The following is a 23,649-nucleotide window of genomic DNA, read 5'->3' as shown; positions in this document are numbered from 1 at the left end:
TTAACTGTAAAAAAACGTATCATCGGCACTAAGCATGCCTCCAATGTTATTATTTTCATCATCATTATGTAAACTCTGCATTTCGCCATCGGTCCATTCAGCTTGTGCGCCACCGCCACCAAAACTTCCTCCACCAAACCCGTTTTCAAAGCCTTCAGGATTTTGGGATTCAGAATTTGTATTACTAAATGTAGTAGGAGTGTGGTTGGTTGAAATAAACACATCATCATGCCTTTTTGTGGTATTTACAATTTCAGCAGTGTATAAATAATTTTCCCAATAACAGTCTTCACAATATATTTTGGTATTAGTTTTAAACGCATGCACACTACAAACTTTTTTCTGGCAGTTGTTACATGTTTCTTCAGCAGTATTGTTACAATTTAAATTTAAAAACAGGCCAGACTTTTGTTCACACTTCATATTTAGGCTTGTTTTAGTTTTAATTGAGATATGATTACGTTGTTATCAATTAAATAATCCATCATTTCAGTAATTTTTGATGTTGAATGTTTTAATTGCGGCCTTAGGGCAGAAGCCACAACACTAGGTTTAGTTTTGCATTTTATTTTAACAAAATGCGCATTGTTTTGTGATGTTACTGCTAAATTGTACGTTTCATTACATAATTTTAAAGCTTGTTTTACATCTATTATATTATAGTTATTGGCATTAAGTTTTAAAGTTAAAGCATAAAAAAACTTGTGTTTATGTTTAATTTTTGTTTTTACTTTACCACTTGAGCGTCTTTTTGTGGTTTTAACACGTACTGAAATTTGGTTGAGTGCTGTTGTACAAACAGTACCATCTTTCATGGTAAATTGTGCATGATAACGCTCTAATTTATAAGGCTTAAATTCAGTTTTTCTGCGTTTTTTAATGCCAATTTTATTGGGGTCTAGTAAATTATTTTCGTTTTCAATAGTAGAATAGTCTAGCCTTAATGTAATAAGGTTTTTGTAAATATCACCTTTATTGGCAATAAGGAATTTTGCTAAATCTTGAAAAGCATCAACTGGTACAAATGCCTGTTTTTTAACGGCCACTAAAACTATGCTTAATATAATGCTATAAAAAAAGCTAAAAATTATTGTTGGTATAATAAGGTTATATTTTTGAAGTTTAAATATAATTATGACCAAAACTATTATTGGTAGTAAATACAATAGGTAAGCTGGTGTAAGCCTGTTTAAAAACGAGGTGCGTATAAATATGGTTTCTTTAAAAAAAAACAACCAATATTCAATAGGGCGTTTAGCCTTAAATCTTTTAGTTTTTCCTATATTTTGAAGGTCTTTTTTAAGCGCTTTTTCAAGCATGTTCTAAAAGTTTTTTGTAGGTATTAATCATTTTAGTTTCTTGATGTTTCCAAAGATAATTTTTTTCAATATGTTTTTTTCCGTTTTCACCAATACGTTTTAAAATTTCAGGGTTTTCAAGTAATTCTTTAATTTTTCTGCCTAAAATTTGTGGTCGGTCTGGTGGCACTAAAATACCTGTTTTATTTGCTGTAATTATTTCATTAACCACAGGAATATGGCTAGCAATAACCGGTGTACCATACGCTAAAGACTCTATGATTTTTAACGGATTACAACCTTGTATAATGTTTCTATTGCAAGCAGTAAGCGGCGCCACTGTTAAAATTGCATTTTTTATTACGGTAGCTAAACTAGACTTATCTAGTTCAAATAACCACGTGATTTTATGGTTTACACCAATAGCAATAGCTAATTCTTTATAAATTAACGTTCTTTTTTCTGGTACAGATGCACAAATTACCAATTGTATATCTGTGTTTTCTAACTCTTTTAACGCTTTTAAAAGCGTTTTTATACCTTGCCATTTTTGTAAAGCTCCAAAATATAAAATGTAGGAGTGAGGCTTAATATTAATTTTACTATTTGATTTATAGATAGTTACACCGTTGGGTATTACAGTTATTTTATTATCGTTAGTATTTGAAAACTGCATTACAAATTGCTTTGTAATTTTTGAAGGTGTTATTAAAACCGATGCGTTTTCTATACAATACAGTTCGATGTTTTTAATTTTTTGCAATACCGATGCACTAATGTTAGGGTATCTGTTTGGTAATTCAATATGATTAAAAGCGTTAACTTCAAATACTGTTTTTACATTTTTTGATGATTTTAGAGCAGGTAAGCCGCCCCAAATATCACGAAAATGAATAAGTTTAATATTTTTACAAATATCTGATGCTAAAATGTTTGAAACAGCTGCTTGAAACTTAGTTGTACGTTCTAAAAAATTATAAATTTTTTCTTTCCAACGGTATACATAAAGTTTTCGGTTTTCCTCATATTGAAAAGTTGGCATAGTATCATTACCTAAACAAATTAACAATCCACAACTAAATGTTTCTTGTAAAGCGTTTAAACAGTGATTTATATGTGTTGCAGCACCTTTTTTTGAAGGAAATACATCAAAAGCTATATATACAAACTGAGGTTTTTGTTTCATAAAATACTTTATAAATATATTTCTTTTTATTGAAAGTAGTACAGGAGAAATATTCTATTTTACATAATATAAATTATAGTACAAATAACAAATTGTTGAAATATCGCATTTCGTTTTATTTGGCATGATTGAAGTATGTTCTCTAAAAAGCCATTTTAATTTCCTTCAATCCGGTTCCATAAAAAATTCATCAAAAATTTAGCATCACGACCAGTTTTTGGAACTTCAGTAGCTTCTATTTGCCCATTATTTTTTTCTAAAGCATAAGAAAATGTAAAAAACGAAGTACCATCTTTTTTGGGGATTAATCCAAAACGCAAATCATTAAAGTACCACACGCCTTCTTTTTGTTCAATGATATACCAACCTTCAGAAATATTTATAAGGCGTTGAACATTAGGGTGTTTTGTTAAAAAAAATGAAGTTTCACGGTTTTTAGGGTATTTGGTGAATTTTAAGGGTTTTGTATCAAAAAATGAGTAATCTGTTATGAGGTAATCCTCTTTGGTATCAATATTAGCATTCCATAAAATAGTATTTAATGGTGCCGGACGTGTACTTATAGCTGTATATTCAATGTCTTGATCTTGTAATGCTTGCTCAATTTTTTGGTGTGCTGCAAACTTTAAAACAAGTGTTACCAATAAATAACTTGTTGAAAATAATAAACCAAAATTATTAAATCGCCTTCTTAGTTTTGAATTGCGTTTGCAAAACATTACAACAATACAACAAAATAGAAACGGTAATGTGTACAAAGGGTCTATTACAAAAATAGCGTTAAAGGCAAGTTTTAAGTTAAAAGGCCAAAAAAGTTGTGTGCCCCATGTGGTAAAAGCATCTAACATGGGGTGTGTTACTAAACACCAAAAAAACAATTTTGCCCATGGTTGCCAACCAAGATTTTGTTTTTTTTCAAATTTATTAACTAGCAACCCCAATAAAGGTGCCATAAACAAACAAAATACTATTGAATGACTAAAACCACGATGCAGTTCTATGGCAGTTATAGTATCTGTAAAATTTCCAAGTAACACATCAAGATCTGGTATTGTACCAGCAATAGCCCCGTAAAGCAATGCTTTATTGCCTATTTTTTTTCCTAAAATGGCTTCACCTACTGCGGCGCCCAATACTATTTGTGTTAGTGAATCCAATACTTTATGTAATAACTAATTGTATACGCAAAAATAACTATTATTAAAAGTTACTATAACTTTTTAAATAATAAAAATATGATGTTAAATTTAGATTTTTCGTAAAAATCCATAAGGGTTTTTATCAAATTAAACAGATAATTATTATGTTATTTTATTCAAAATAAATCATGTAATTTAGTGGAAAACAAACCATCATTTTTTTATGAAATTCAAAATAACGTATACATTATTATTAGTACCAGTGTTATTAATTGCTCAAGACGCGAATACGTATTTTTCTTCTATGAAATACAGAAATATTGGTCCGTTTAGAGGCGGACGTTCTGTGAGTGCCACTGGTGTTGTAAATAACCCACTCACCTATTATATGGGAACCACAGGAGGTGGTCTTTGGAAAACTGAAGATGCTGGTGCGCACTGGAATAACATTAGTGATGGTTTTTTTAAAACAGGTTCTGTTGGTGCTGTAGCTGCTTCAGAAAGTAACCCCAATATTATTTATGTTGGCATGGGTGAACACGCTATACGAGGTGTAATGACCTCTTACGGTGATGGTGTTTACAAATCTACCGATGCCGGAAAAACATGGAAACACATTGGTTTAACTAAAACCGAACAAATTTCTAGAATTGTTATTCATCCAACAAATCCAGATATTGTTTACGTAGCTGCCCAAGGAAAATATAGTTCCCCAACCCAAGAACGTGGCGTTTATAAATCTGTTGATGGTGGTAAAACTTGGAAAAAAACTTTATTTGTTAATGATTTTTCTGGTGCTTCAGAATTATCAATAGATATGAATAATCCGCAAGTGCTTTATGCGGCTTTATGGCATCATCAAAGAACACCTTGGAAAATGATTAGTGGTGGCCAAGGTAGTGGTTTATATAAATCTACCGATGCTGGTGAAACATGGACAAAATTAGAAAATGGTTTACCAAAAGCCTTAGGTAAATTGGCTATTACGGTTTGCCGTAGCAATAGCAATAAAGTGTATGCGCTTATTGAAAGTGATTCAGAAACCGATAAAAGTGGTTTATATGTATCAAACAACGCAGGGAAATCTTGGAAACAAGTAAGTGGTGATAACAGGTTAACACAACGCGCTTGGTATTATATTGAAGTTTTTGTTGATCCTAAAGATGATGAAACTGTTTATGTATTGAGCGCACCAGCACTACGCTCTAAAGATGGTGGGAAATCTTGGGAAAGAATTACCGGAACTCATGGCGATTTTCATGATTTATGGATTAACCCAAACGACTCAAAAAATATGGTAATTGCCAATGATGGTGGCGCAGCAATTTCCTTTAATTTTGCAAAAAGTTGGTCTTCACAAGATATTATGCCTACCGCGCAATTTTACCGTATTAATGTTGATAATGATTTTCCTTATAATATTTACGCGGGCCAGCAAGACAATACTTCGGTAAAAATTGCAAGTATGAATTTGACAGGTAGCAGCATTACAGAACGTAACTGGACACCGGCTGCTGGTGGTGAAAGTGCATTTTTAGCCTTCAACAAAGATAATCCAACCGTTACTGTTGGCGGAAGCTACTTAGGTACTATAGAGGCTTTAAATATGAAAACTAAAGTAAGCACCAAAATTATGGCTGCGCCTATTCAATATCTAGGAAAAGCCGCCAGAGACATGAAATATCTTTTTAATTGGAATGCGCCTATTATTTGGTCTCAACATGAGCCAAACACTATTTTTCATGCAGCACAATTGGTTTTAAAATCTACTGATATGGGAAAAACCTGGACACATTTCTCTCCAGATTTAACTAGAAATATTGATGAAAAGCAAGGTAAAGGCGGTGGCCCATATACCAATGAAGCTGTTGGTGCCGAAAATTATGGCACTATTAGTTATTTAATAGAATCGCCTCATGAAAAAGGCGTGTTTTACTCCGGTAGTGATGATGGTTTGGTGCACATTACCAAAGATAATGGCAAAACCTGGCAGAATATTACACCTAAAAAATTAGGAGAAACACTTATTAATGCTATTGAAGTATCGCCACACAATCCGGCAGTGGTTTACATAGCTACTACCAAATATAAACTAGGCAACTACACGCCTGCCCTTTTTAAAAGTAATGATTATGGAAAAACATGGAAAGCTATTAATAACGGCATTCCACAAGGTGCTCACACCAGAGTAATTAGAGAAGATAAAGCTAAAAAAGGACTATTGTATGCAGGTACAGAATTGGGTATTTATATATCTTTTGATGATGGAAATACATGGGAATCTTTTCAAAGAAACTTGCCGCAAACACCCATTTTAGATATAATGGTACACCAAAATGATTTAATTGTAGCAACTTCAGGCAGATCATTCTGGATATTAGATAATTTGTCATTATTATCACAATACGAAGCCAAAATCAAAGGTGTAAAATTATATGAACCAGAGCCTATTTACTATGGCAATTGGGGAAGCAGAATGAACGGCAATATTGATAAATTTAATGGTATGCAAAACTTTGTTGGTGTTAATCCAACTAACGGTATTGAGCTGTATTATGAGCTTCCAAAGGTAGAAAAATCAAAACCTGTTACGTTAAAAGTAACAGATAGTAACGGTAAACTTATTAATACATATACTTCTGTAAAAGATTCTACCTACGTGCCACATAACGGTGGTGGTGCACCAAGAGCTCCTATGCTGTCTAAAAAAGAAGGTTTAAACCGTTTTGTGTGGAATATGCAACATAAAATTGTGCCCGGTATACCAAAGGTTTATATTGAAGCTAGTTTTAACGGTCACAAAGTTATACCAGGTGAATATACAATTACATTAAGTTATGATGGAAAAACGTATACTACAAAAGCGGTAATTAAAGAAAATCCAGACTACAATATCACAAAAGATGAATACATAGCTTATGATACAATTATGAGCGAATTAGAAGCCAATGTTACCGAAATGCATAACAAGGTTAACTTGTTAAATTCAGTAGCTAAAGATATAAGTAAGGCATTAATTAGGTTAAAAAAGAAGAATAAAGACTCTGATGTTATTAAAACAGGTGATAGTATATTGAAAGCCATAAAAAACTGGGATGAAAAAATGGTACAACGAAAATCTCAAGCATATGATGACGTTGAAAACTTTGAAAATAAATTTACAGCAGATTATTTATTTTTAATGAATCAAACTAACAGCAGTTTACCAAAAATAACCCAAGCATCAGTACTTAGGAAACAAGAATTAGATAAACAATGGAAAACTTTAAAACAAACAGCAGATAATTTAATTAATACTAAAATACCCGGTTTTAATGCAATGTTATGGAAAGAAGGTATTGGTGCTATTAATTTAAAATAACTACTTTTTTAAAGTATGATGCATTTAATCTATAAAAAAGATGAAAATGCTTTTTAAAATAATTATTTCATCATTTAATTATAAACTCAATGAAAATTAATAACTAAATTTGATAGTCTATCAATATCTTATTAAAATTAAATACACTAAAGTAAACTGTAATGTTGAATGAATGATGTTGCCAAAATAACTTTTTTTGATGTTTTGTTTTTTGTTTTAGCTGCAGCATCAGTTATTATGAGTGCTTTTTTACAAAAGCAACAGTTGTACATTATTGTACCTGCAGCTGTTTTGGCATTAATAATTACATACATACACAAAACCAAAAAAAAAGCCAATTTACTATTTATAGCAGCATTAATTGCGGTTTTAGTTTCTAATTTTTTTTCACTTTATAATTTTGATAGGTTTTACCTATGGATAACCAATTTAACAACATTACATTTGGTATTATTTTCAGTAGTTTTAAAAAAATATTTAAAAAAAGGCACGTTAAAGTCATTTTTAAAAAGCCATGTAATAATTAGTTTTGGTTTAATACTATATATTATTTACACTGTTTTAAGTTTTTTGATGGAACAAATCTCAGATAATGAATTATTCTTCTCTTTAATATGCGCTATTAGTATAGTGGTTTTTATGTTTACAGTATCGGTTATTTATATAAACGATGTTTATGAAAATTGTTTAAATGTTTTAACCTCAGGTATTTTGTTATTTTTTCAAATGGGATTAAGTACTATAAATGAGTATTTGTATTTTAATAAGTTTTTTACTGTTTTAATAATTATTACACATTTTGTAGCAATTTACTTTTTAATGAAGTTTATTGTTGAAACTAAGGTGAGCAGTGTTAAAAACACTGAAGAAAGATTTGTTTAAAATTAACAGCTTACCTTCTTTAAATTTGTATTCATCTATACATACAAGAATATTTAACTAATAACAACTGTTTAAATTGAATTTGGCTAATATATTTGTAAAACCAAATCGATTAAAACAAACTTAACCTACTTTTTTTAAAAAAAAGTGAATAACATTTAATGTTTGTTTTTAATAAAAATATAAATCCTAATAATGGCTTAAAAAAGGCTTTAATAACTAGCTTTTATGTTCTTCTTTTAATAGGAAGTGTAATAGCCTTCTTTTTTGAGAGGCGTTGTCAAATTTATGTTGTGCCCTTATTAGGATTTAATTTGTTATCTTTTTATGTAACCCAAAAAAAGCAAAAACTTAACCTGCTTTTTGTAATAGCTTTATGTATTGTTTTTGTAACAGATATTATTTCTTTGTTGGCTTTTTCAAAATTTCAGCATGTTGTGGCGCTTCTAACATCAACATATTTAATTGGGTTTATTCTGGTAATTAAAAATTATTTAACCCATAGTAAATTGAGTAATTTCTTAAAAGCTCATGTTTTAATAAGTGTTTTATTTATTGGTTATGTTTTATACATGATTTTAAGTTATTTAATGAGTTTTATAGTTGGAAATAAAATTATTATTACATTTTTATGTGCCTTTTTACTGGTAGTTTATTTAACAGCAATTGCAGTTATTTATTTAAGTAATGTTTATAAAAATGGTCCTATAATATTAATTTCAGGTATTTTACTTTTTTTTCAAATAACGCTTAGTACAATAAACCAATATTTATATTCTCATAAGTTTTTTTCGGTTTTAATTTTACTAACACATTTCACGGCACTTTTCTTTTTAACAAAATTTATTGTTGAAACAAGTCCAATTAAAACAAAAAGAAATTAGTGTTATATTGCTTCAAATAATTTTATTTTTTTTTTAAATAAAATTAATACAAACTCCTATTTTAAACCTTAAGAACAAACTATATTTGCGCCCATTATGTGGATGTATTTAGGTTTATTAGCTGCGTTGTTTTTAGGTTTACACAATCTTTGTAAAAAGCATGCAGTACAGGGTAATGAGGCATTTCCGGTGTTGTTAGGCACTGTATCTAGTGGTTTTGTTTTTATAGCTTTTTTTTATGTGTTATCTGTTTTTTATCCGGAATATGCCCAAAGTAAAGGCTATAATTTTCAAGATATTTCATGGCAACAACATGGTTTTATAATCATAAAATCAGCTATAATGGCAGCATCATGGTTATTAGCGTATCAAGCATTAAAACATTTACCTATAACTATTGTAACACCTATTCGTTCTGCAGGTCCATTTTTTACCTTTATTGGCGCCATAGTTATTTACAGAGAAAGTCCTAATTTTTATCAATGGATAGGTTTTTTTCTCATTATTTTTTCGGTAATTCTATATTCAAAAATAGGAAAAAAGGAAGGCATCATTTTCAAACGAAATAAATGGATATTTGCCATTATTGGCGCAACGTTTTTGGGAGCTAGTAGCGGATTATATGATAAATTTTTAATTCAAAATTTAAGCTTAAATCCGCAAACATTACAATTTTGGTTCTGCCTCTACACTATTCTTATTTTACTAATTATTTTAAGTATAACTTGGTTTCCTTTTACAGAAAAACGTAAAGCATTCAAATTCAGATGGTCTATAATTGCAGTTGGCATTTTATTGCAAGCAGCCGACTATTTTTACTTTAAGGCTTTACAAGATCCTGATGCTTTAATTATGCTACTGTCAGCTATTAAACGTAGTCAAATTATCATAGCCGTTGTGGTTGGTGGCTTCATTTTTAAAGAGCAAAATAAACGCAAAAAACTGGTACCTTTAGCAGGTATTATGGCAGGCGTTTTTCTTATTCTATACAGTTAAAATTTTGTTATAATTAGCGTATTTACATTAAACATTTGTTAAAAAAAATGAATGTTCATTCACTTTTTTCTACCTTTGCATAGTAGAATTAAAAGTAATGGCAAAACTTCAAAAAAGCATAGACAAGCGTAACGCTTTAATTAAGGCAACTATTGATTTGGTAAACAACAATGGTTTCCACGCTACACCTATGAGTAAAATTGCTAAAATGGCTAATGTTTCGCCAGCAACAATCTATTTATATTTTGAAAACAAGCAAGATTTAGTGAATCAAACTTACATAGATGTAAAAACTGAATTTACACGTTTTACTTTTGAAAATTATGATGCCAATGCACCTGTAAAAGAAGCATTTCAATACATCTGGAATCGAATTGCAGATTTTAAACTAAAACAATGCGAACACGCTCTCTTTTTAGCACAATGTGATAATACACCAATGATTGATGAAGCTAGCAGACAAGAAGGCATTAAACACTTACAACCACTTTTGGATTTGTGGGCAAAAGGTAAAGCCGAAGGTATTATTAAGCCATATTCAGACTATATTTTATACGCCTACGCTATAAACCCGTTAGCTTTTTTAATGTTAGCTCAAAAACGTGGCGCAATTACTTTAGATGACACCTTAATTAAAAATGCTTTTGAAGCAGCTTGGAACAGTATAAAAAAATAAAAACAAACTATGGAATTATTAGATAAATTAAATTGGAGATATGCCGCTAAGGCTATGAACGGTAAAGCCGTACCAGAAGAAAAAGTAGAACGTATTTTAGAAGCTGCAAGATTAGCACCAACGTCTAGTGGTTTGCAACCTTTCGAAATTTTTGTGGTAAAAAACCAAGACATTAAAGAACAAATTAAACCAATAGCTTGGAACCAAAGAGTTATTACAGAGTGCTCTCACCTACTCGTTTTTGCTGCTTGGGACACGTACACTGCAGATCGCATTAATTACATGTTCGATTTAACCAACGATATTCGTGGTTTTAAAAATGAAGGTTGGGAGAATTACCGTCAAATGTTACTTAACGCATATCCACAAAAAGACGAAGAAGAAAACTTTAATCACGCGGCAAAACAAGCCTACATTGCATTTTCTCAAGCAATCGCAGCTGCTGCTTTTGAAGGTGTAGATGCAACACCAATTGAAGGTTTTGATCCTGAAGCTGTAGATAAAATTTTAGGCTTACGCGAAAAAGGCTTACGTAGTGCAGTATTGTTACCGCTTGGTTATAGAGAAGAAGAAAATGATTGGTTGGTAAATCTTGTAAAGGTTAGAAAACCTATGGAAGATTTAGTAACCGTAATTGACTAATTAAAAAAAGAGAAAGAAAATGAACAATTTTGAATTTAAAAATCCTACCAAAATCATTTTTGGAAAGGATTCAATAGAAAAACTAAAAAATCAAATACCACAAGATGCCAAAGTATTAATGCTTTATGGTGGTGGTAGTATTAAAAAAAATGGTATTTATGATAAAGTAAAAACCGCTTTAGCTAACGTAGACGTTACCGAGTTTGGAGGTATTCCTGCTAATCCAGAATATGATATTTTAATGAACGCTTTAAAAGTCATTAAAGAAGAAAACATCACCTATTTATTAGCTGTTGGTGGCGGTTCTGTAATTGACGGAACAAAATTTTTATCGGCTGCTGCAGTTTATGACGGTGACACACCTTGGGATATTTTAATAAACAAAGTGCGTACTGAAAAAGGAATGCCATTTGGTACCGTATTAACCTTACCTGCTACAGGATCTGAAATGAATTCTGGAGCAGTTATTACCAGAGAAGAAACTAAAGAGAAATTAGCTATGGGCGGACCAGGTTTATTTCCGCAGTTTTCAATATTAGATCCTTCGGTAATTACCTCTATTCCACAACGTCAATTAGCAAACGGTTTAGCTGATGCTTTTACACACGTTTTAGAGCAGTATATGACCTATCCTGTTGGCGCATTATTACAAGATAGATTTGCCGAAAGTATTATTCAAACCTTAATAGAAGTTGCACCAAAAGTATTAGAAGATCCTACAAATTATGAAGCAGCGTCTAACTTTATGTGGAGCTGTACTATGGCGTTAAACGGACTTATACAACAAGGAGTTCCAGGTGACTGGGCCATCCATATGATGGGACACGAATTAACCGCTTTATTTGGAATAGATCATGCCAGAACATTAGCTGTTATTGCACCAAGCCATTACAAGTATAATTTTGAAGCTAAAAAAGAAAAATTAGCGCAATACGCAGAACGTGTTTGGAATGTAACCGAAGGTAGTATTGATGATAAAGCCTATGCTGCTATTGAGAAAACCGAAGCGTTTTACCGCCAGTTAGGTATAGATACTAAATTATCTGATTACACAGATAAGTTTGAAGGTACTGCTGAAGAAGTAGAAAAACGTTTTGAAGATCGTGGCTGGAAATTGGGTGAAAAACAAGAATTATTGCCAACAGACGCTAAAAAAATAGTAACTATGGCATATTAAAATAGTATAGCTTTAATATAATAATCATAAAGAAAAACAGGACTTTATTTTACATAAAGTCCTGTTTTTTTTATGATTTCAAAGCTTTCAATTCCTTCTCTAAAGCTTCTGTTTTGGCTTTAAACTTTTCTAGAGCTTTCTTCATCTGTTCTATTTTCTTAAAAGCCTCTTCATCTTGTACTGCTGTAAAAGTTTCTACACCTTCGTTTTCTTTATACTTTGCTTTTGCGGCACAGGTTGGGCATGTTCTTACATCTGACATTTTTAAGTTGTTTTTATGGTTAACAAATGAAAAGACTACCCAAAATGGTAGTCTTTTCTGCTATTAATTTACACCTATTATTTTACGATATACCTTTTCATTTTCATTGTATTTCCATCAATCATATTGGCATATGTTGCAACAGATGTGTCTTTCATAAATTTTTGCATAGAATTTTCTGCATCTGTCATTGTCTTCCATTTAGCTACTACTAATACTTCATTGGTGTCGTCATCAAAAGCGCTTTCTCTACTAATATAACCAGGTTGTTTACTGGTATAATTAGTATCTACCTTGGCATCTTCAATCCAAAACTCATCAGCATTTACTGTTGATTTCATTTTGAAAGTGGTTATTTCTATTACATAAGTGTCCATGTTTTTTTCTTTTTTATTAAAGCTTAAAGCTGTTAAACTTAAAAATATAATTATTGCGTATTTCATTGTTGGTTTTATTAAAAGTTAAATTTTCCGTTTGTGTTTTTTCTATCAGTTTCAGGTAAAATGGTTTCCATTACATCCCAGTGTTCTGCAATTTTACCGTCTTCTACTCTAAATAAATCATAATATGAGGTTGGTTTACCTGCAAAACGACCTTCGCTAATGGTTAATACAAAATTACCTTCACCTAATGTTTTGTGTACGGTATCAAACTCCATATTTATACCTTGTTTCGCCATAGCTTCTAACGCTTGCCCTAGTCCAGATAAACCATCGGCAATATTTGGGTTGTGTTGTATGTAATTATCGTCATTAAAGTAACTTTGAAGCTTATCCATTTTTCCATTCACTAAAACATCATTTGCAAAGTTTAATACTAATGTTTTGTTAGCTTCGGTTTTATCTAAATCGGTAATAGTTGTTGTACCATCTATTTGCGTGCGACCACTTGGATTTTCGGGTTGTTTTTCAATTAAATTATCCCAATGTTCTACAATTAAACCATTTTCGAATCGAAAAACATCAAAACCTATTTTTGGTCCAAAAAAATCATATTCTGTTTGTGTAAATACATAATCACCATCTTCAAAAGCTCTTATAGTATTTACTTTAAATCCGCCTTCTGGTGCGTTTTGCAATATTGCTCCAAATCCTGCTAAACCATCGGCTACAGTTAAGTTATGCTGAATGTATTTTTCTGGATTAATGTAGCTTGCTGGTGTTTTATCTCCAGTTTCTATACTTTTTAAAAGTGCGACCACTTTATCTTTATTAGATAATTTAACTTGTGTTTCCATAGCGTTTATTTCTTCTTTTTGCGTGTTTTTGCTTTGTTTTTCAGATTTGCATGATGCTATAACTAATGCTAGCGATAATGCTGTTACTAAATGTTTCATTTTGGTTTGTGCTTTAATTACACAGCAAAATTATTATGAAACTTAACTTGTATTAAGATAGATTTCAGAAGAAAAATGGTAAATATCGAACCTAAGTATTTACAGATATTCTTTTTTGAAGTTATTTGGGGTTAATCCTGTATGTTTTTTAAAGTATTTCACAAAATTTGTAGGCTCTTCAAACCCTAAATTATAAGCTAATTCGGTACTCTTAATTTCTGAATTTATAAGTAAACGTTTAGCTTCTAATACCAAAAACTGATCAATAAATTGTTTGGCTGTAATACTAACAGTAGATTTACAAATGGTGTTAAGGTGTTTGTAGGTAATGTTAAGTTTTTCGGCAAAAAAATCGGCATTTCTACTTAATTTGTAATGCTTTTCTAATAGTGATTTGAATTGTAGAAACGTTTGAAGCTTTTCAGATTGTTTAAGATGAAATGTTTGATATTGCTTTAAGCGTTCTAATTTTGAAAAAATAATTGAATGTAAGGCTTTATAGGTGTTTTCTTGATTGTAATCTTCGTTTGAATTGGTATATTCTTCATAAAATAAATTAAAATACTGCAACACATTTGAATCTTTAGGAACTTGAATGATGGGTGAAAACAAGTGCGCATTAAACAACCTAATAATTTCATTTTTAGGTAATGCATTAATTTGCTTTTGAAGATATTTCGAAGTAAACAATAAAATATAACCCTTTAATTCTTTGGTAAATTTGAAAGCATTTATCTGACCTTTTGAAATATGAATTATAGTGTTTTTTTTCACCGGATGCCATACAAAGTCTACCAGTTGTTGGCTTTCACCTTCGGTATAGTACACAATCATATTAAAAGCCACTTGATGTGCTTTTTCTGGATGATGGTCTTTCACTAAATCTTTACGACTGGCTAAATTTTCAATGGTAAGAATTTCTACGCCAGAATTGTTTGGTTTTTTAGATTTAAACTCAATATTTGGAAGATCTTTTTGTGCCACCTCTGCCCTATTTTAACTTATGGCTTCATTAGATTTTTCTAATTGCTTTCTAATATGCTCGCTATCCCAATGATTATCATAAGCTACAATACCTCTTTTAAAATCATCTTCAAGTAGTTTTTCCTGTTGTTGAAGTTCCTTTCGGGCGTTAAATATATAATCGTCATCACGTTTTGGTGAGGTTGCTAAACGACGTAAACTGGCTTCATCATATTTAATAAAATTCTGTACTTGACGATTCAACGTGTATTTTCTAAAGCCTAATTTATTAAGGGCATCACTGGCCAACGCTAACGACGTATCTAAAGTTTCTCGGTAAATATTAGTTACGTCAAGATTTAATAACTCGTAAGCATCGTAACGGTTTTTTGTGCGAACCAACATTTCAACATGCGGATATTTTTCTTTCACAATTTTACTAATCGCTTTTGCTACAGAAACTTTATTTGTGGCGCAAATGAGTAATTTAGCTTCTGCAATTCCGGCAGATTCTAACAAATCTTCGCGTGTGGCATCACCATAATACACTTCGAATCCCATTTTACGTAAAAAATCTACTCGGTTAGAATCGAAATCTAAAATGGTGGCTTCTACACCGTGTGAACGCAAAAATCGGCCAACCGTACTACCAAAATGCCCAAAACCAACTAATATTACTTTTTGCGATTTAGCAATATGATCCATTGGGCGTTTAATAGATTCTTTAGTTCCTATTTTAGGAAGAATAAAACGCTCGTTTACCACAGCTAAAATTGGTGTTAATGACATTGAGACTGCGGTAACTACCAACATCATATCCATTTGTGCTTGTTCTAAAATATTAAGCTGAAAGGCGAACGACAGCAGTACAAAAGCAAACTCACCAACCTGCGCTAAACTGAAAGTTAATAGCACATTTTGATCGAGTTTTAATTTGAAAATACGCCCTGTAATAAATAATACCAACGCTTTTATGGCAACAATAGCGAGTAAAATACCGCCAATAGTTAACGGGCTATTCGCAATCACCACAAAATTAATAGACGCACCAACCGCCATAAAAAAGAGTCCGAGTAGTAGATTTTTAAACGGTTCTAGCGTGCTTTCTAATTCATGCTTAAATTCACTTGTAGATAAAACAACACCGCCTAAAAAGGCACCTAGAGCTGGACTTAAACCAACAAATTCCATTAAGTATGAAATTCCGAAAACGATTAAAAACGCAGCCGCAATCAACAATTCTCTCACGCCTGTTTTAGCCACTTTGCGCAACATGGGCACCACTACAAAACGACCCGCTATAACAATTAAAACTACGGAAAGTATAATTGCTAAAGTCTGTAAACCAATTGGTAAGCTTTCAATTAAAGTCTCTGTTGCATGTGTATTTGTAGTTGTTGTTTCTTCAGATGAATTACTAAATAAAGGCAAGATACCAATCATAAATATAACAATAATATCTTGAAATAATAATATTGAAAATGAACTTGAACCAAAGGTGGTGTTCATTAACCCTTTTTCCTTTATGGTTTGTAACGCAATTGCAGTTGATGAGAGCGCCACAGCCATACCAATTGCAAGAGCAACTTGCCATTCATAACCTAAAAAAGCAAATAACACATAGGTTAACCCAATGGTTAGTGCCACTTGTATTCCGCCCATTCCGAGAATGGACTTTCGCATGTTCCAGAAATTTTTAGGTTCAATTTCTAATCCTATTAAAAACAGCATTACTACAACGCCAAACTCAGCAAAGTGTAAAATATCTTCACCTTCTTCACCAATAAATCCCAAAACATAAGGACCGATAAGTACACCAGCTAATAAATATCCAATGACTGAGCTTAAACCCAATCGTTTAGCTATTGATACACAAATAATGGCACCAGCTAGAAAAACAATTGCTTCAAATAATAAACTTCCAGACATACATTACGCGTTTAAAATTTCTAAATCGTTCAAGAAAAAGCAATTTGATAATTGGGTTGCTTTAAAATCACCTTGTAACAAATCAATTAGCTGTTCGTATTGGTTGGCGTAATCCAATAAATCATCATCAGATAAATGATGTGTTCCCATAACTGCAAAAGGCGGTAAATAGTTCATACCACATAATTTTGCAGTTTGTTCAAAAGGTCTTAAAAACTCATTAATTGTATACGTATTATACCCTTCTGTACAATACACTTCGCGAGATCCGCCAGTAGTTATTACGTTAAAAACGGTTTTGTTGTGCAATACTTTTCCGTTTGGACCGTATGCCCAGTTAAACTCTAAAACCAAGTCTTTCCATTGCTTTAAAATGGCGGGACTGCTGTACCAATACAGCGGATGATGCCAAATAATAATGTCGTGCTGAAGCAGTAACTCTTGTTCATGCTGCACATTGATATGAAAGTTAGGATAATGCTCATACAAATCGTGAAATGTAACATGAGCTTTATCCTTTAATCGCTCAATAAGCGTTGCATTAACTCTAGATTTTTCAAATTTAGGATGTGCAAAAAGGATGAGAACTTTTTTCATTAGCTGAAATTGGTTGATGTTAAGAGATTACAAGCTTGTAATAGCCTATGTTAAAGTTAGTAATAATTTAACTTTTAATAGCACTTTAATCTACCCAAACAGATTTTGTATTTGTAAATTCTTTGATACCATAGCCTGCTAACTCTCTACCGTAACCACTGTTTTTAACACCGCCAAATGGTAATCTCGGATCTGAAACCACTAATTTATTTACAAAGCTACTACCAGCTTCAAGTTGCAATGCTATGTTTTCACCGCGTGCTTTGTTGCTTGTAATAACACCAGACCCCAAACCAAATTGTGAGTTGTTTGCAAGCGCTATAGCTTCAGCTTCATCTTTGGCTTTAATAACTGAAGCAACAGGGCCAAATAGCTCATTATCAAAACCTTCCATTCCTGGTTTTAAATCGGCTAAAATTGTAGCTGGATAATAAGCACCATCTGTTTCTGGTATAGTACCACCTAAAATTAATTTTCCACCTTGCTCAATAGTTTTGGTTACTTGTTCATGTAGCTCGTCTCTTAAATCTACTCGTGCCATGGGGCCAAAATAGGTATCTTCATCTAACGGACTTCCCATTTTAGCAGCGGCCATTTTAGTTTTGTAACGCTCTAAAAATTCGTCATAAATGCTTTCTAAAACAACAAAACGTTTGGCTGCAATACATGTTTGTCCGTTGTTTTGTAGCCTACCAAATGTGGCTAAATCTGTGGCTTTATCTAAATCGGCATCTTCTAAAATAATATAAGCATCACTACCGCCAAGTTCCATAACTGTTTTTTTAAGATTTTGGCCAGCGATAGAAGCTACCGATCTTCCGGCAGGATCACTACCCGTTAATGTAACAGCAGCAACAGCTTGGTTTTCAATAACATTTTTAACTAATTTAGAACTTATATTTAGGTTTGTAAAAGTATATTCTGGAAAACCTGCTTGTTTAAAAGCATCTTCTAAAGCAAATGCACAACCTTGTACGTTTGATGCGTGTTTAAGTACCCCAATATTACCCGCCATTAATGCAGGTGCTGCAAACCTTATAACCTGATAAAAAGGAAAATTCCAAGGCATAACTGCTAAAACAACGCCTATTGGTTGAAATACTACATAGCTTTTACTTGCTTCGGTTTTAACGGTTTCATTAGCTAGTAAATCACTCGTGTTATCGGCATAATAATTACAAATCCAGATACATTTTTCTATTTCTTTTCTAGACTGCCCAATTGTTTTCCCCATTTCGGCAGTAGCCAATTGTGCGTAGTGTTCTTTGTTGGTTTCTAAAACATTAGCCAATTTTCGCATGTAGGTTGCACGTTCTTCAAAGGAAAGTGTTTTCCAAGTTTTAAAAGTTTTATGTGCTTTTAAAATTTTATCATTTAATTCATCTTCATCTTTACGTTTGTAGGTTGCTATTTCTTTTCCGTTTGAAGGATTTATACTTATTGCGTTTGCCATTTTTTATTTTTTTAAATTTTGTGAAAATTCTTTTATGCGCACATTTAGAATTTCGTGATTTAGTGAATAGTCAACAGGTAAATCTATAATATGTACACCTTTTGAATTTAAAGAGGTTTCTAGAATGTTTTGGAAATTTTCTACAGATGAAGCTCTGTAGCCCTTGGCACCGAAACTTTCGGCATATTTAATGAAATCAGGATTTTTATAATCTAAACCGTAAGCGCCAAAACCATTATTCTCTTGTTTCCATTTAATCATTCCGTAGGCGTTGTCATTCAAAATAATAACAACCAAGTCTAAATTTAATCGCACTGCAGTTTCAAGTTCTTGAGAATTCATCATAAAACCGCCATCGCCATTTACCGAAATTACTTTTTTATTTGGGTTTAATTCTTTGGCCATAATTGCTGAAGCTAAACCAGCGCCCATGGTTGCCAAAGCATTATCTAAAATTAAACTGTTTTGTTGGTATGCTGGGTAATTACGTGCAAACCAAATTTTATAAATACCGTTATCTAAGGTTACAATGCCATTTTCGGGTAAAGTATTTCTAATAATATTTACCAAACGCTGTGGCAAAACAGGAAACCTATTGTCTTCTTTGTATTTTGATAAGTGTTTGTTTACATTTTGTTTTACTTTTAAAAAGAAATCAATATCCCAGCTTTTTGCAAATACTTTTAAAGCCTTTGTTAATTGTGTAACACTGTTAGCAATGTCTCCTATAACATTGAGATGCGGGAAATAAACCTCATCAATTTCGGCAGGGAAAAAGTTAAGGTGAATGACCTTTCGGGTGTCTTCAGTATGCATAAAAAACGGTGGTTTTTCAATGGTATCATGCCCTACATTTATTATAACATCGGCATTACTGATGGCTTCATGAAGGAAATCTGACTCTGACAAGGCAGCAGTACCCAAATACATGGGATGTCTTTCATCTATGATACCTTTGCCCATTTGGGTATTAAAAAACGGAATACCCAACACATCAACAAATTTGGTGAGTGCTTCACTAGCTCTTTTGCGGTTTGCGCCAGCACCTATAAGTAATAAAGGCTTTTTTGCTGCCTTTATCATGGTAGCTGCTTTTGTTATCGTTTCGGTATCTACGTGTGGTATTCTATAATCTACTACTTCAAAAATATTAGCATCTTCAACCTGTTCTTCGGCAATATCTTCGGGTAATTCAATATGTACAGCTCCGGGTCTTTCTTCCTGAGCTAACCTAAATGCCTCTCGCGTTATTGACGGAATATGTGCACCATGTGTAACTTGTTTAGTAAATTTTGTGAGTGGTTGCATCATTTCAACCACATCAATTATTTGAAATTTACCTTGTTTACTTTTTTTAATAGGCTTTTGCCCCGTAATCATTACCAAAGGCATAGCGCCCAATTGCGCATAAGCGGCCGGTGTTACTAAATTAGTAGCGCCCGGACCTAAAGTAGCTAAACAAACACCTGGTTTGCCTGTTAATCTGCCATAAGTTGCGGCCATAAAACCAGCACCTTGTTCATGGCGTGTTAGCACCAATTTTATTTTTTTTGATTTTCGTAGAGATTCTAAGAAATCTAAATTCTCTTCACCGGGTAAACCAAAGATGTATTCTACGCCTTCGTTTTCTAGTGCTTTAATAAATAAATCTGATGCTTTCATGTAGTAATTTTCCTTTTTTTATTTTTTTTGAAACTAATGCTATAATAAATCTAATAATAAAGCTTTAATGCCCTAATTTAAAGCATTAAACATTTGTTAAAACACCTGCTGTATTAGTTAAAAGATTATTAATTTTATCAATATCATAAGCATCTGGATGCGCATTATTATATCCACCTCTATCGTTATCAAAATAAGAACCTGTTTTATTGGCATGAATGCTATCCATGGCTAGAGAATATAAAATATCTACACCTTTCTCCGCAGACGACCAATGTTGACCATAAGCTTCCTTTGCCATTTTTGTGTTTAATAACGAACCTGGATTTACGGCTATGGTTGTAATATTGGAATGTTGTTTTGCAAAATTGAACGACCACATGGTTAATGCCAGTTTACTCTGCGCATAACTTTCACTATCATTTACTGTTGCATCACCAGTTAATACCCCTTTTTGTACGGTAGATTGTGCTGCTGAACTTAAATTAACCACTCTTGTATTTGTTCCTTTTTCTAAAACCGAAATAATGTTTTCTGTTAAGATGAAAGGCGCCAAGTAATTTACAGCCATTCTAATATCTAAACCGTCTTTTGTTTTTTCTGAAGATGTTTTAAATATTCCAGCGTTATTGATTAATATATCTAGTTTTGGAACATCTTTATTAATTTGTTCTGCCATTTGTTTTACAGCATTTAAATCTGAAAAATCAGCTACAAATCCTTTAATATTTTGGTTTTCTGAAGCTTCTTTTAGTTCATTAATTACTGCTTTTAATTTTTCTTCACTTCTACCATGAAGATATATTTGGTGTCCTTCTTTGGCTAGTTTTAAAGCGGTAAGTTTCCCAATGCCATCGGTACTTCCTGTTATTAATATGGTTTTCATTTTTTTATGTTTTATTAAAATGTCAGTTCAAGAGAAGTTCTTCATACTATTTTTTTTCAAAAATTGTTCTGAAGAATAATTACTCGAACTGACGTTTCTAATTCATTTGTAAAATATTCTATTTTTTAGAATGGTGCAACAGTATCTTTTGGTCCATCAGGCAAACTCCAACGTTGGCGCGCTGTAACGTTTTCTAATGCCACATCTTTAATACTACTGCTGTTACTAATATTTCCATAACTACTGGTACTTCCTCGTGGTATCTGCATATTATCGCCATACAACCAAACTACTAAATTACTGCGTTGCCCGCTTTCAATTGGATGTGTGGCGTGTGGTACATTACCTCTGTGAATGATGGCTTTACCAGGTTGAAACTTGGTTTGTACCGTTTTACCAGAAGCTTTATCATAGAAGTCTACTATGGAACCCGTAAATTCTTCATCAGGTAAATTGGTGTTAATATTTAAGGTTGCTGATGAAGCATCGGTATGCGCATGTAAATCTTTGTCTTTATCAGGATTGTACTGTATTGAAAATCCGAAAGTTTGATTGTCGTAACCGTAAGTTCCTAATAAAAGGCGAGAAATAGGACGCATATAACGGTCCATAATAGCGTTATAGAATGCTTGAAAACTTGGTGCTGCCAAATGACCTTCAGAACGTGGATCTAACATCATACCGTAGCGGTTTAATTGAATACCGTAAGGTGCACGTTTTGGAATTCCAGAATTAACCACATCTTCTAAATACGTTCTAAAATCGGCTAAACGCTCTAAATCGAAAAACTGCGTTTCGTACACACCAGGAATAATTTCTTCCCATAAATCGGCTACAGCAATTTCTTTTTCTGGATTTTCCCAAGCATCGTTAATGGCTTTACGCAATTTTGGGTCGAGTAAAGATTCGTCTGGTAATAACAAATTATCTTTGTTTTTTTGTTCCCATTCCGCCCAAGCAGCTTCTAATAATTCACGGTTATCGTTCCAAAATTTAGAAACCGATGGATCGCGTCTTAATGATAATTCTCTTGATGGCACTTCTAAAGCAAGTGCTTCTTTAAGTGCGTTTGTATGTTCTATTGTTTTCATGATATTATTTTTTAAAATTTTATAATTGCTTTTATTATTTGATACAAATTTAAAGCTAAACAGCAGCTAAATTTTGGTAGTAAAACTGGTAGTTTTAGTAAAAAACAAGGTTTGAAAAATTAAGACCTTAAAACTTACATTTGAGTATTTTGATATTCTGGTAATGGCTTTGGTATAAGTGTTTTGTCATCATCAATCATTTCTCTAATATCTATTTCTATTGCTCTAGATATCGTAGAAATTGGCACATCGTTACCCATACCTTCAAACGGGTTTTCTGAAGTATCTCCTACACGTTCCATAGCAAAAAATATCCACGAAATAATTATACTAAACGGAATAGAAAGCCACACAAAATTTTCTGCTAAAAATCCAAAATAGGCATTTGGGATACCAGATTCTATTAAAGATTGTCCCGTTAAATCAAACTGACGCATAAAACCGAAAGGCATTATTAAGATGAAAATCCAAACGAAAAAAGTGTTTAAAGTTGCAAATTGCCTTGGGTATGGGAAATTTTTAATACGCTCTGCTTTTCCTTGTAAGGTGAATAATTCGCCTATAACATTTTGAAATTCAACATGTCTAAAATTATCTATTAATCCTAATGAAGCCAATTTGCTAATGTGATTAGACTGAAAATTTAAAACTGCCGTTTGTTTATTGGTTTTAGAAAGAACTTTACCTTTTTCATCTAGAGACAAATAGTCTTCTAAATCGTCAGATAATGTGTTTTCGAATTCTGGCACCTTTATTTGTTTCATATGCTCTTGGTCCGATTTATTGGTTTTTGCAGTTTCCCAAGTCTTTTTTTGTCGTAAAGCATGACGTAAGGCACTCATCCAAGCAACATGACGTAACACCATCGTTTTTTTAATAAGAAAAAGTTCTTTTTCACTCTTTGGTTCTTCTGCATTTGTATTGGTAATAAAATCGTTTACCATGGTAGTAAACCAGCGCGAAGCATTTACAATACCGCCATAAATTTTTCTTGCTTCCCATTGTCTATCGTAAGACGCATTGTTTTTAAAACCGGTTATAAAGGCTAATGCAGTACCAATTAACCCAATTGGTTGCCAAGGTAATGTTAGCCATTTGCAACCTACAACCTCATAAAGTAGTACAGGAATTAAAGCGGTTAAAAAGAAGATGTAAATATACCTTCTGGTCCATTTAAGAACTACTGGAATTGAATATTTTGGTTTAGTATACATAACTGATTGGTTTTA

The 23,649-nt window shown here is 32.4% G+C and carries 22 protein-coding genes; 7 read left to right on the top strand and 15 right to left on the bottom strand.

The window, feature by feature from the left end:
* From ACYX4H_RS13470 to ACYX4H_RS13455, 4 genes are all read right to left on the bottom strand, one after another.
* The gene (locus ACYX4H_RS13470; protein ID WP_476236806.1) at positions 1-423 is read right to left on the bottom strand and encodes a hypothetical protein; all 423 of its coding nucleotides are present in this window, start codon (positions 421-423) and stop codon (positions 1-3) included.
* A gap of 2 nt (positions 424-425) precedes the next feature.
* A complete protein-coding gene (locus ACYX4H_RS13465) occupies positions 426-1,319 on the bottom strand; it encodes a hypothetical protein (RefSeq protein ID WP_476236805.1) in 894 nt (297 codons plus the stop codon).
* Positions 1,312-2,484: a glycosyltransferase family 4 protein gene (locus ACYX4H_RS13460; RefSeq protein WP_476236804.1), complete on the bottom strand. Its 1,173-nt coding sequence runs from the start codon at positions 2,482-2,484 to the stop codon at positions 1,312-1,314. Before ACYX4H_RS13460 ends, ACYX4H_RS13465 begins: the two co-directional genes overlap by 8 nt.
* A gap of 155 nt (positions 2,485-2,639) precedes the next feature.
* On the bottom strand, positions 2,640-3,641 hold the full coding sequence (locus tag ACYX4H_RS13455) for a metal-dependent hydrolase (protein ID WP_476236803.1): 1,002 nt from the start codon (positions 3,639-3,641) through the stop codon (positions 2,640-2,642).
* A gap of 205 nt (positions 3,642-3,846) precedes the next feature.
* On the opposite strand from ACYX4H_RS13455, the gene ACYX4H_RS13450 reads away from it, so the two are divergent.
* The 7 genes from ACYX4H_RS13450 (at position 3,847) to ACYX4H_RS13420 (ending at position 12,241) form a co-directional block, all read left to right on the top strand.
* A complete protein-coding gene (locus tag ACYX4H_RS13450; RefSeq protein WP_476236802.1) occupies positions 3,847-6,984 on the top strand; it encodes a WD40/YVTN/BNR-like repeat-containing protein in 3,138 nt (1,045 codons plus the stop codon).
* Between the two features lie 168 nt (positions 6,985-7,152).
* A complete protein-coding gene (locus ACYX4H_RS13445; protein WP_476236801.1) occupies positions 7,153-7,866 on the top strand; it encodes a hypothetical protein in 714 nt (237 codons plus the stop codon).
* A 161-nt stretch (positions 7,867-8,027) separates the two neighbouring features.
* On the top strand, positions 8,028-8,750 hold the full coding sequence (locus ACYX4H_RS13440; RefSeq protein ID WP_476236800.1) for a hypothetical protein: 723 nt from the start codon (positions 8,028-8,030) through the stop codon (positions 8,748-8,750).
* 96 nt (positions 8,751-8,846) lie between these two features.
* Complete coding sequence (locus ACYX4H_RS13435) at positions 8,847-9,746, top strand: EamA family transporter (RefSeq protein WP_476236799.1); 900 nt, start codon at positions 8,847-8,849, stop codon at positions 9,744-9,746.
* A gap of 97 nt (positions 9,747-9,843) precedes the next feature.
* On the top strand, positions 9,844-10,422 hold the full coding sequence (locus tag ACYX4H_RS13430) for a TetR/AcrR family transcriptional regulator (protein WP_476236798.1): 579 nt from the start codon (positions 9,844-9,846) through the stop codon (positions 10,420-10,422).
* Between the two features lie 9 nt (positions 10,423-10,431).
* Entirely contained in the window at positions 10,432-11,064 is a 633-nt protein-coding gene (locus ACYX4H_RS13425; protein ID WP_474539507.1) for a nitroreductase family protein, read from the top strand.
* Positions 11,065-11,083: 19 nt separating this feature from the next.
* Positions 11,084-12,241: an iron-containing alcohol dehydrogenase gene (locus tag ACYX4H_RS13420; protein WP_476236797.1), complete on the top strand. Its 1,158-nt coding sequence runs from the start codon at positions 11,084-11,086 to the stop codon at positions 12,239-12,241.
* 70 nt (positions 12,242-12,311) lie between these two features.
* Here the strand turns inward: ACYX4H_RS13420 and ACYX4H_RS13415 are convergent, their stop codons facing one another.
* From ACYX4H_RS13415 to ACYX4H_RS13365, 11 genes are all read right to left on the bottom strand, one after another.
* Entirely contained in the window at positions 12,312-12,503 is a 192-nt protein-coding gene (locus tag ACYX4H_RS13415) for a hypothetical protein (protein ID WP_476236796.1), read from the bottom strand.
* Between the two features lie 77 nt (positions 12,504-12,580).
* On the bottom strand, positions 12,581-12,946 hold the full coding sequence (locus tag ACYX4H_RS13410; RefSeq protein ID WP_476236795.1) for a hypothetical protein: 366 nt from the start codon (positions 12,944-12,946) through the stop codon (positions 12,581-12,583).
* Between the two features lie 11 nt (positions 12,947-12,957).
* Complete coding sequence (locus tag ACYX4H_RS13405) at positions 12,958-13,839, bottom strand: nuclear transport factor 2 family protein (protein ID WP_476236794.1); 882 nt, start codon at positions 13,837-13,839, stop codon at positions 12,958-12,960.
* A gap of 99 nt (positions 13,840-13,938) precedes the next feature.
* The gene (locus ACYX4H_RS13400) at positions 13,939-14,823 is read right to left on the bottom strand and encodes a helix-turn-helix domain-containing protein (RefSeq protein WP_476236793.1); all 885 of its coding nucleotides are present in this window, start codon (positions 14,821-14,823) and stop codon (positions 13,939-13,941) included.
* A 12-nt stretch (positions 14,824-14,835) separates the two neighbouring features.
* Positions 14,836-16,731: a monovalent cation:proton antiporter-2 (CPA2) family protein gene (locus ACYX4H_RS13395; RefSeq protein WP_476236792.1), complete on the bottom strand. Its 1,896-nt coding sequence runs from the start codon at positions 16,729-16,731 to the stop codon at positions 14,836-14,838.
* A gap of 3 nt (positions 16,732-16,734) precedes the next feature.
* Positions 16,735-17,328 carry an NAD(P)H-dependent oxidoreductase gene (locus ACYX4H_RS13390; protein WP_476236791.1) on the bottom strand — a complete coding sequence of 198 codons (594 nt, stop codon included), beginning with the start codon at positions 17,326-17,328 and terminating at the stop codon, positions 16,735-16,737.
* 85 nt (positions 17,329-17,413) lie between these two features.
* A complete protein-coding gene (locus tag ACYX4H_RS13385) occupies positions 17,414-18,781 on the bottom strand; it encodes an NAD-dependent succinate-semialdehyde dehydrogenase (RefSeq protein ID WP_476236790.1) in 1,368 nt (455 codons plus the stop codon).
* Between the two features lie 3 nt (positions 18,782-18,784).
* Positions 18,785-20,443, bottom strand: a complete 1,659-nt coding sequence (locus ACYX4H_RS13380) for an acetolactate synthase large subunit (RefSeq protein WP_476236789.1) — start codon at positions 20,441-20,443, stop codon at positions 18,785-18,787.
* An 85-nt stretch (positions 20,444-20,528) separates the two neighbouring features.
* The gene (locus tag ACYX4H_RS13375; RefSeq protein ID WP_476236788.1) at positions 20,529-21,329 is read right to left on the bottom strand and encodes an SDR family NAD(P)-dependent oxidoreductase; all 801 of its coding nucleotides are present in this window, start codon (positions 21,327-21,329) and stop codon (positions 20,529-20,531) included.
* 125 nt (positions 21,330-21,454) lie between these two features.
* Complete coding sequence (locus ACYX4H_RS13370) at positions 21,455-22,420, bottom strand: 2OG-Fe(II) oxygenase (RefSeq protein ID WP_476236787.1); 966 nt, start codon at positions 22,418-22,420, stop codon at positions 21,455-21,457.
* 134 nt (positions 22,421-22,554) lie between these two features.
* Positions 22,555-23,634, bottom strand: a complete 1,080-nt coding sequence (locus ACYX4H_RS13365; RefSeq protein WP_476236786.1) for a bestrophin family protein — start codon at positions 23,632-23,634, stop codon at positions 22,555-22,557.
* Between the last annotated feature and the right edge of the window lie 15 nt (positions 23,635-23,649).

The sequence above is a fragment of the Seonamhaeicola sp. ABD4_340 genome, from assembly GCF_056312135.1.
The sequence above is the reverse complement of the archived record's forward strand: the minus strand, read 5'-3'. Positions and strand labels throughout refer to the sequence as shown.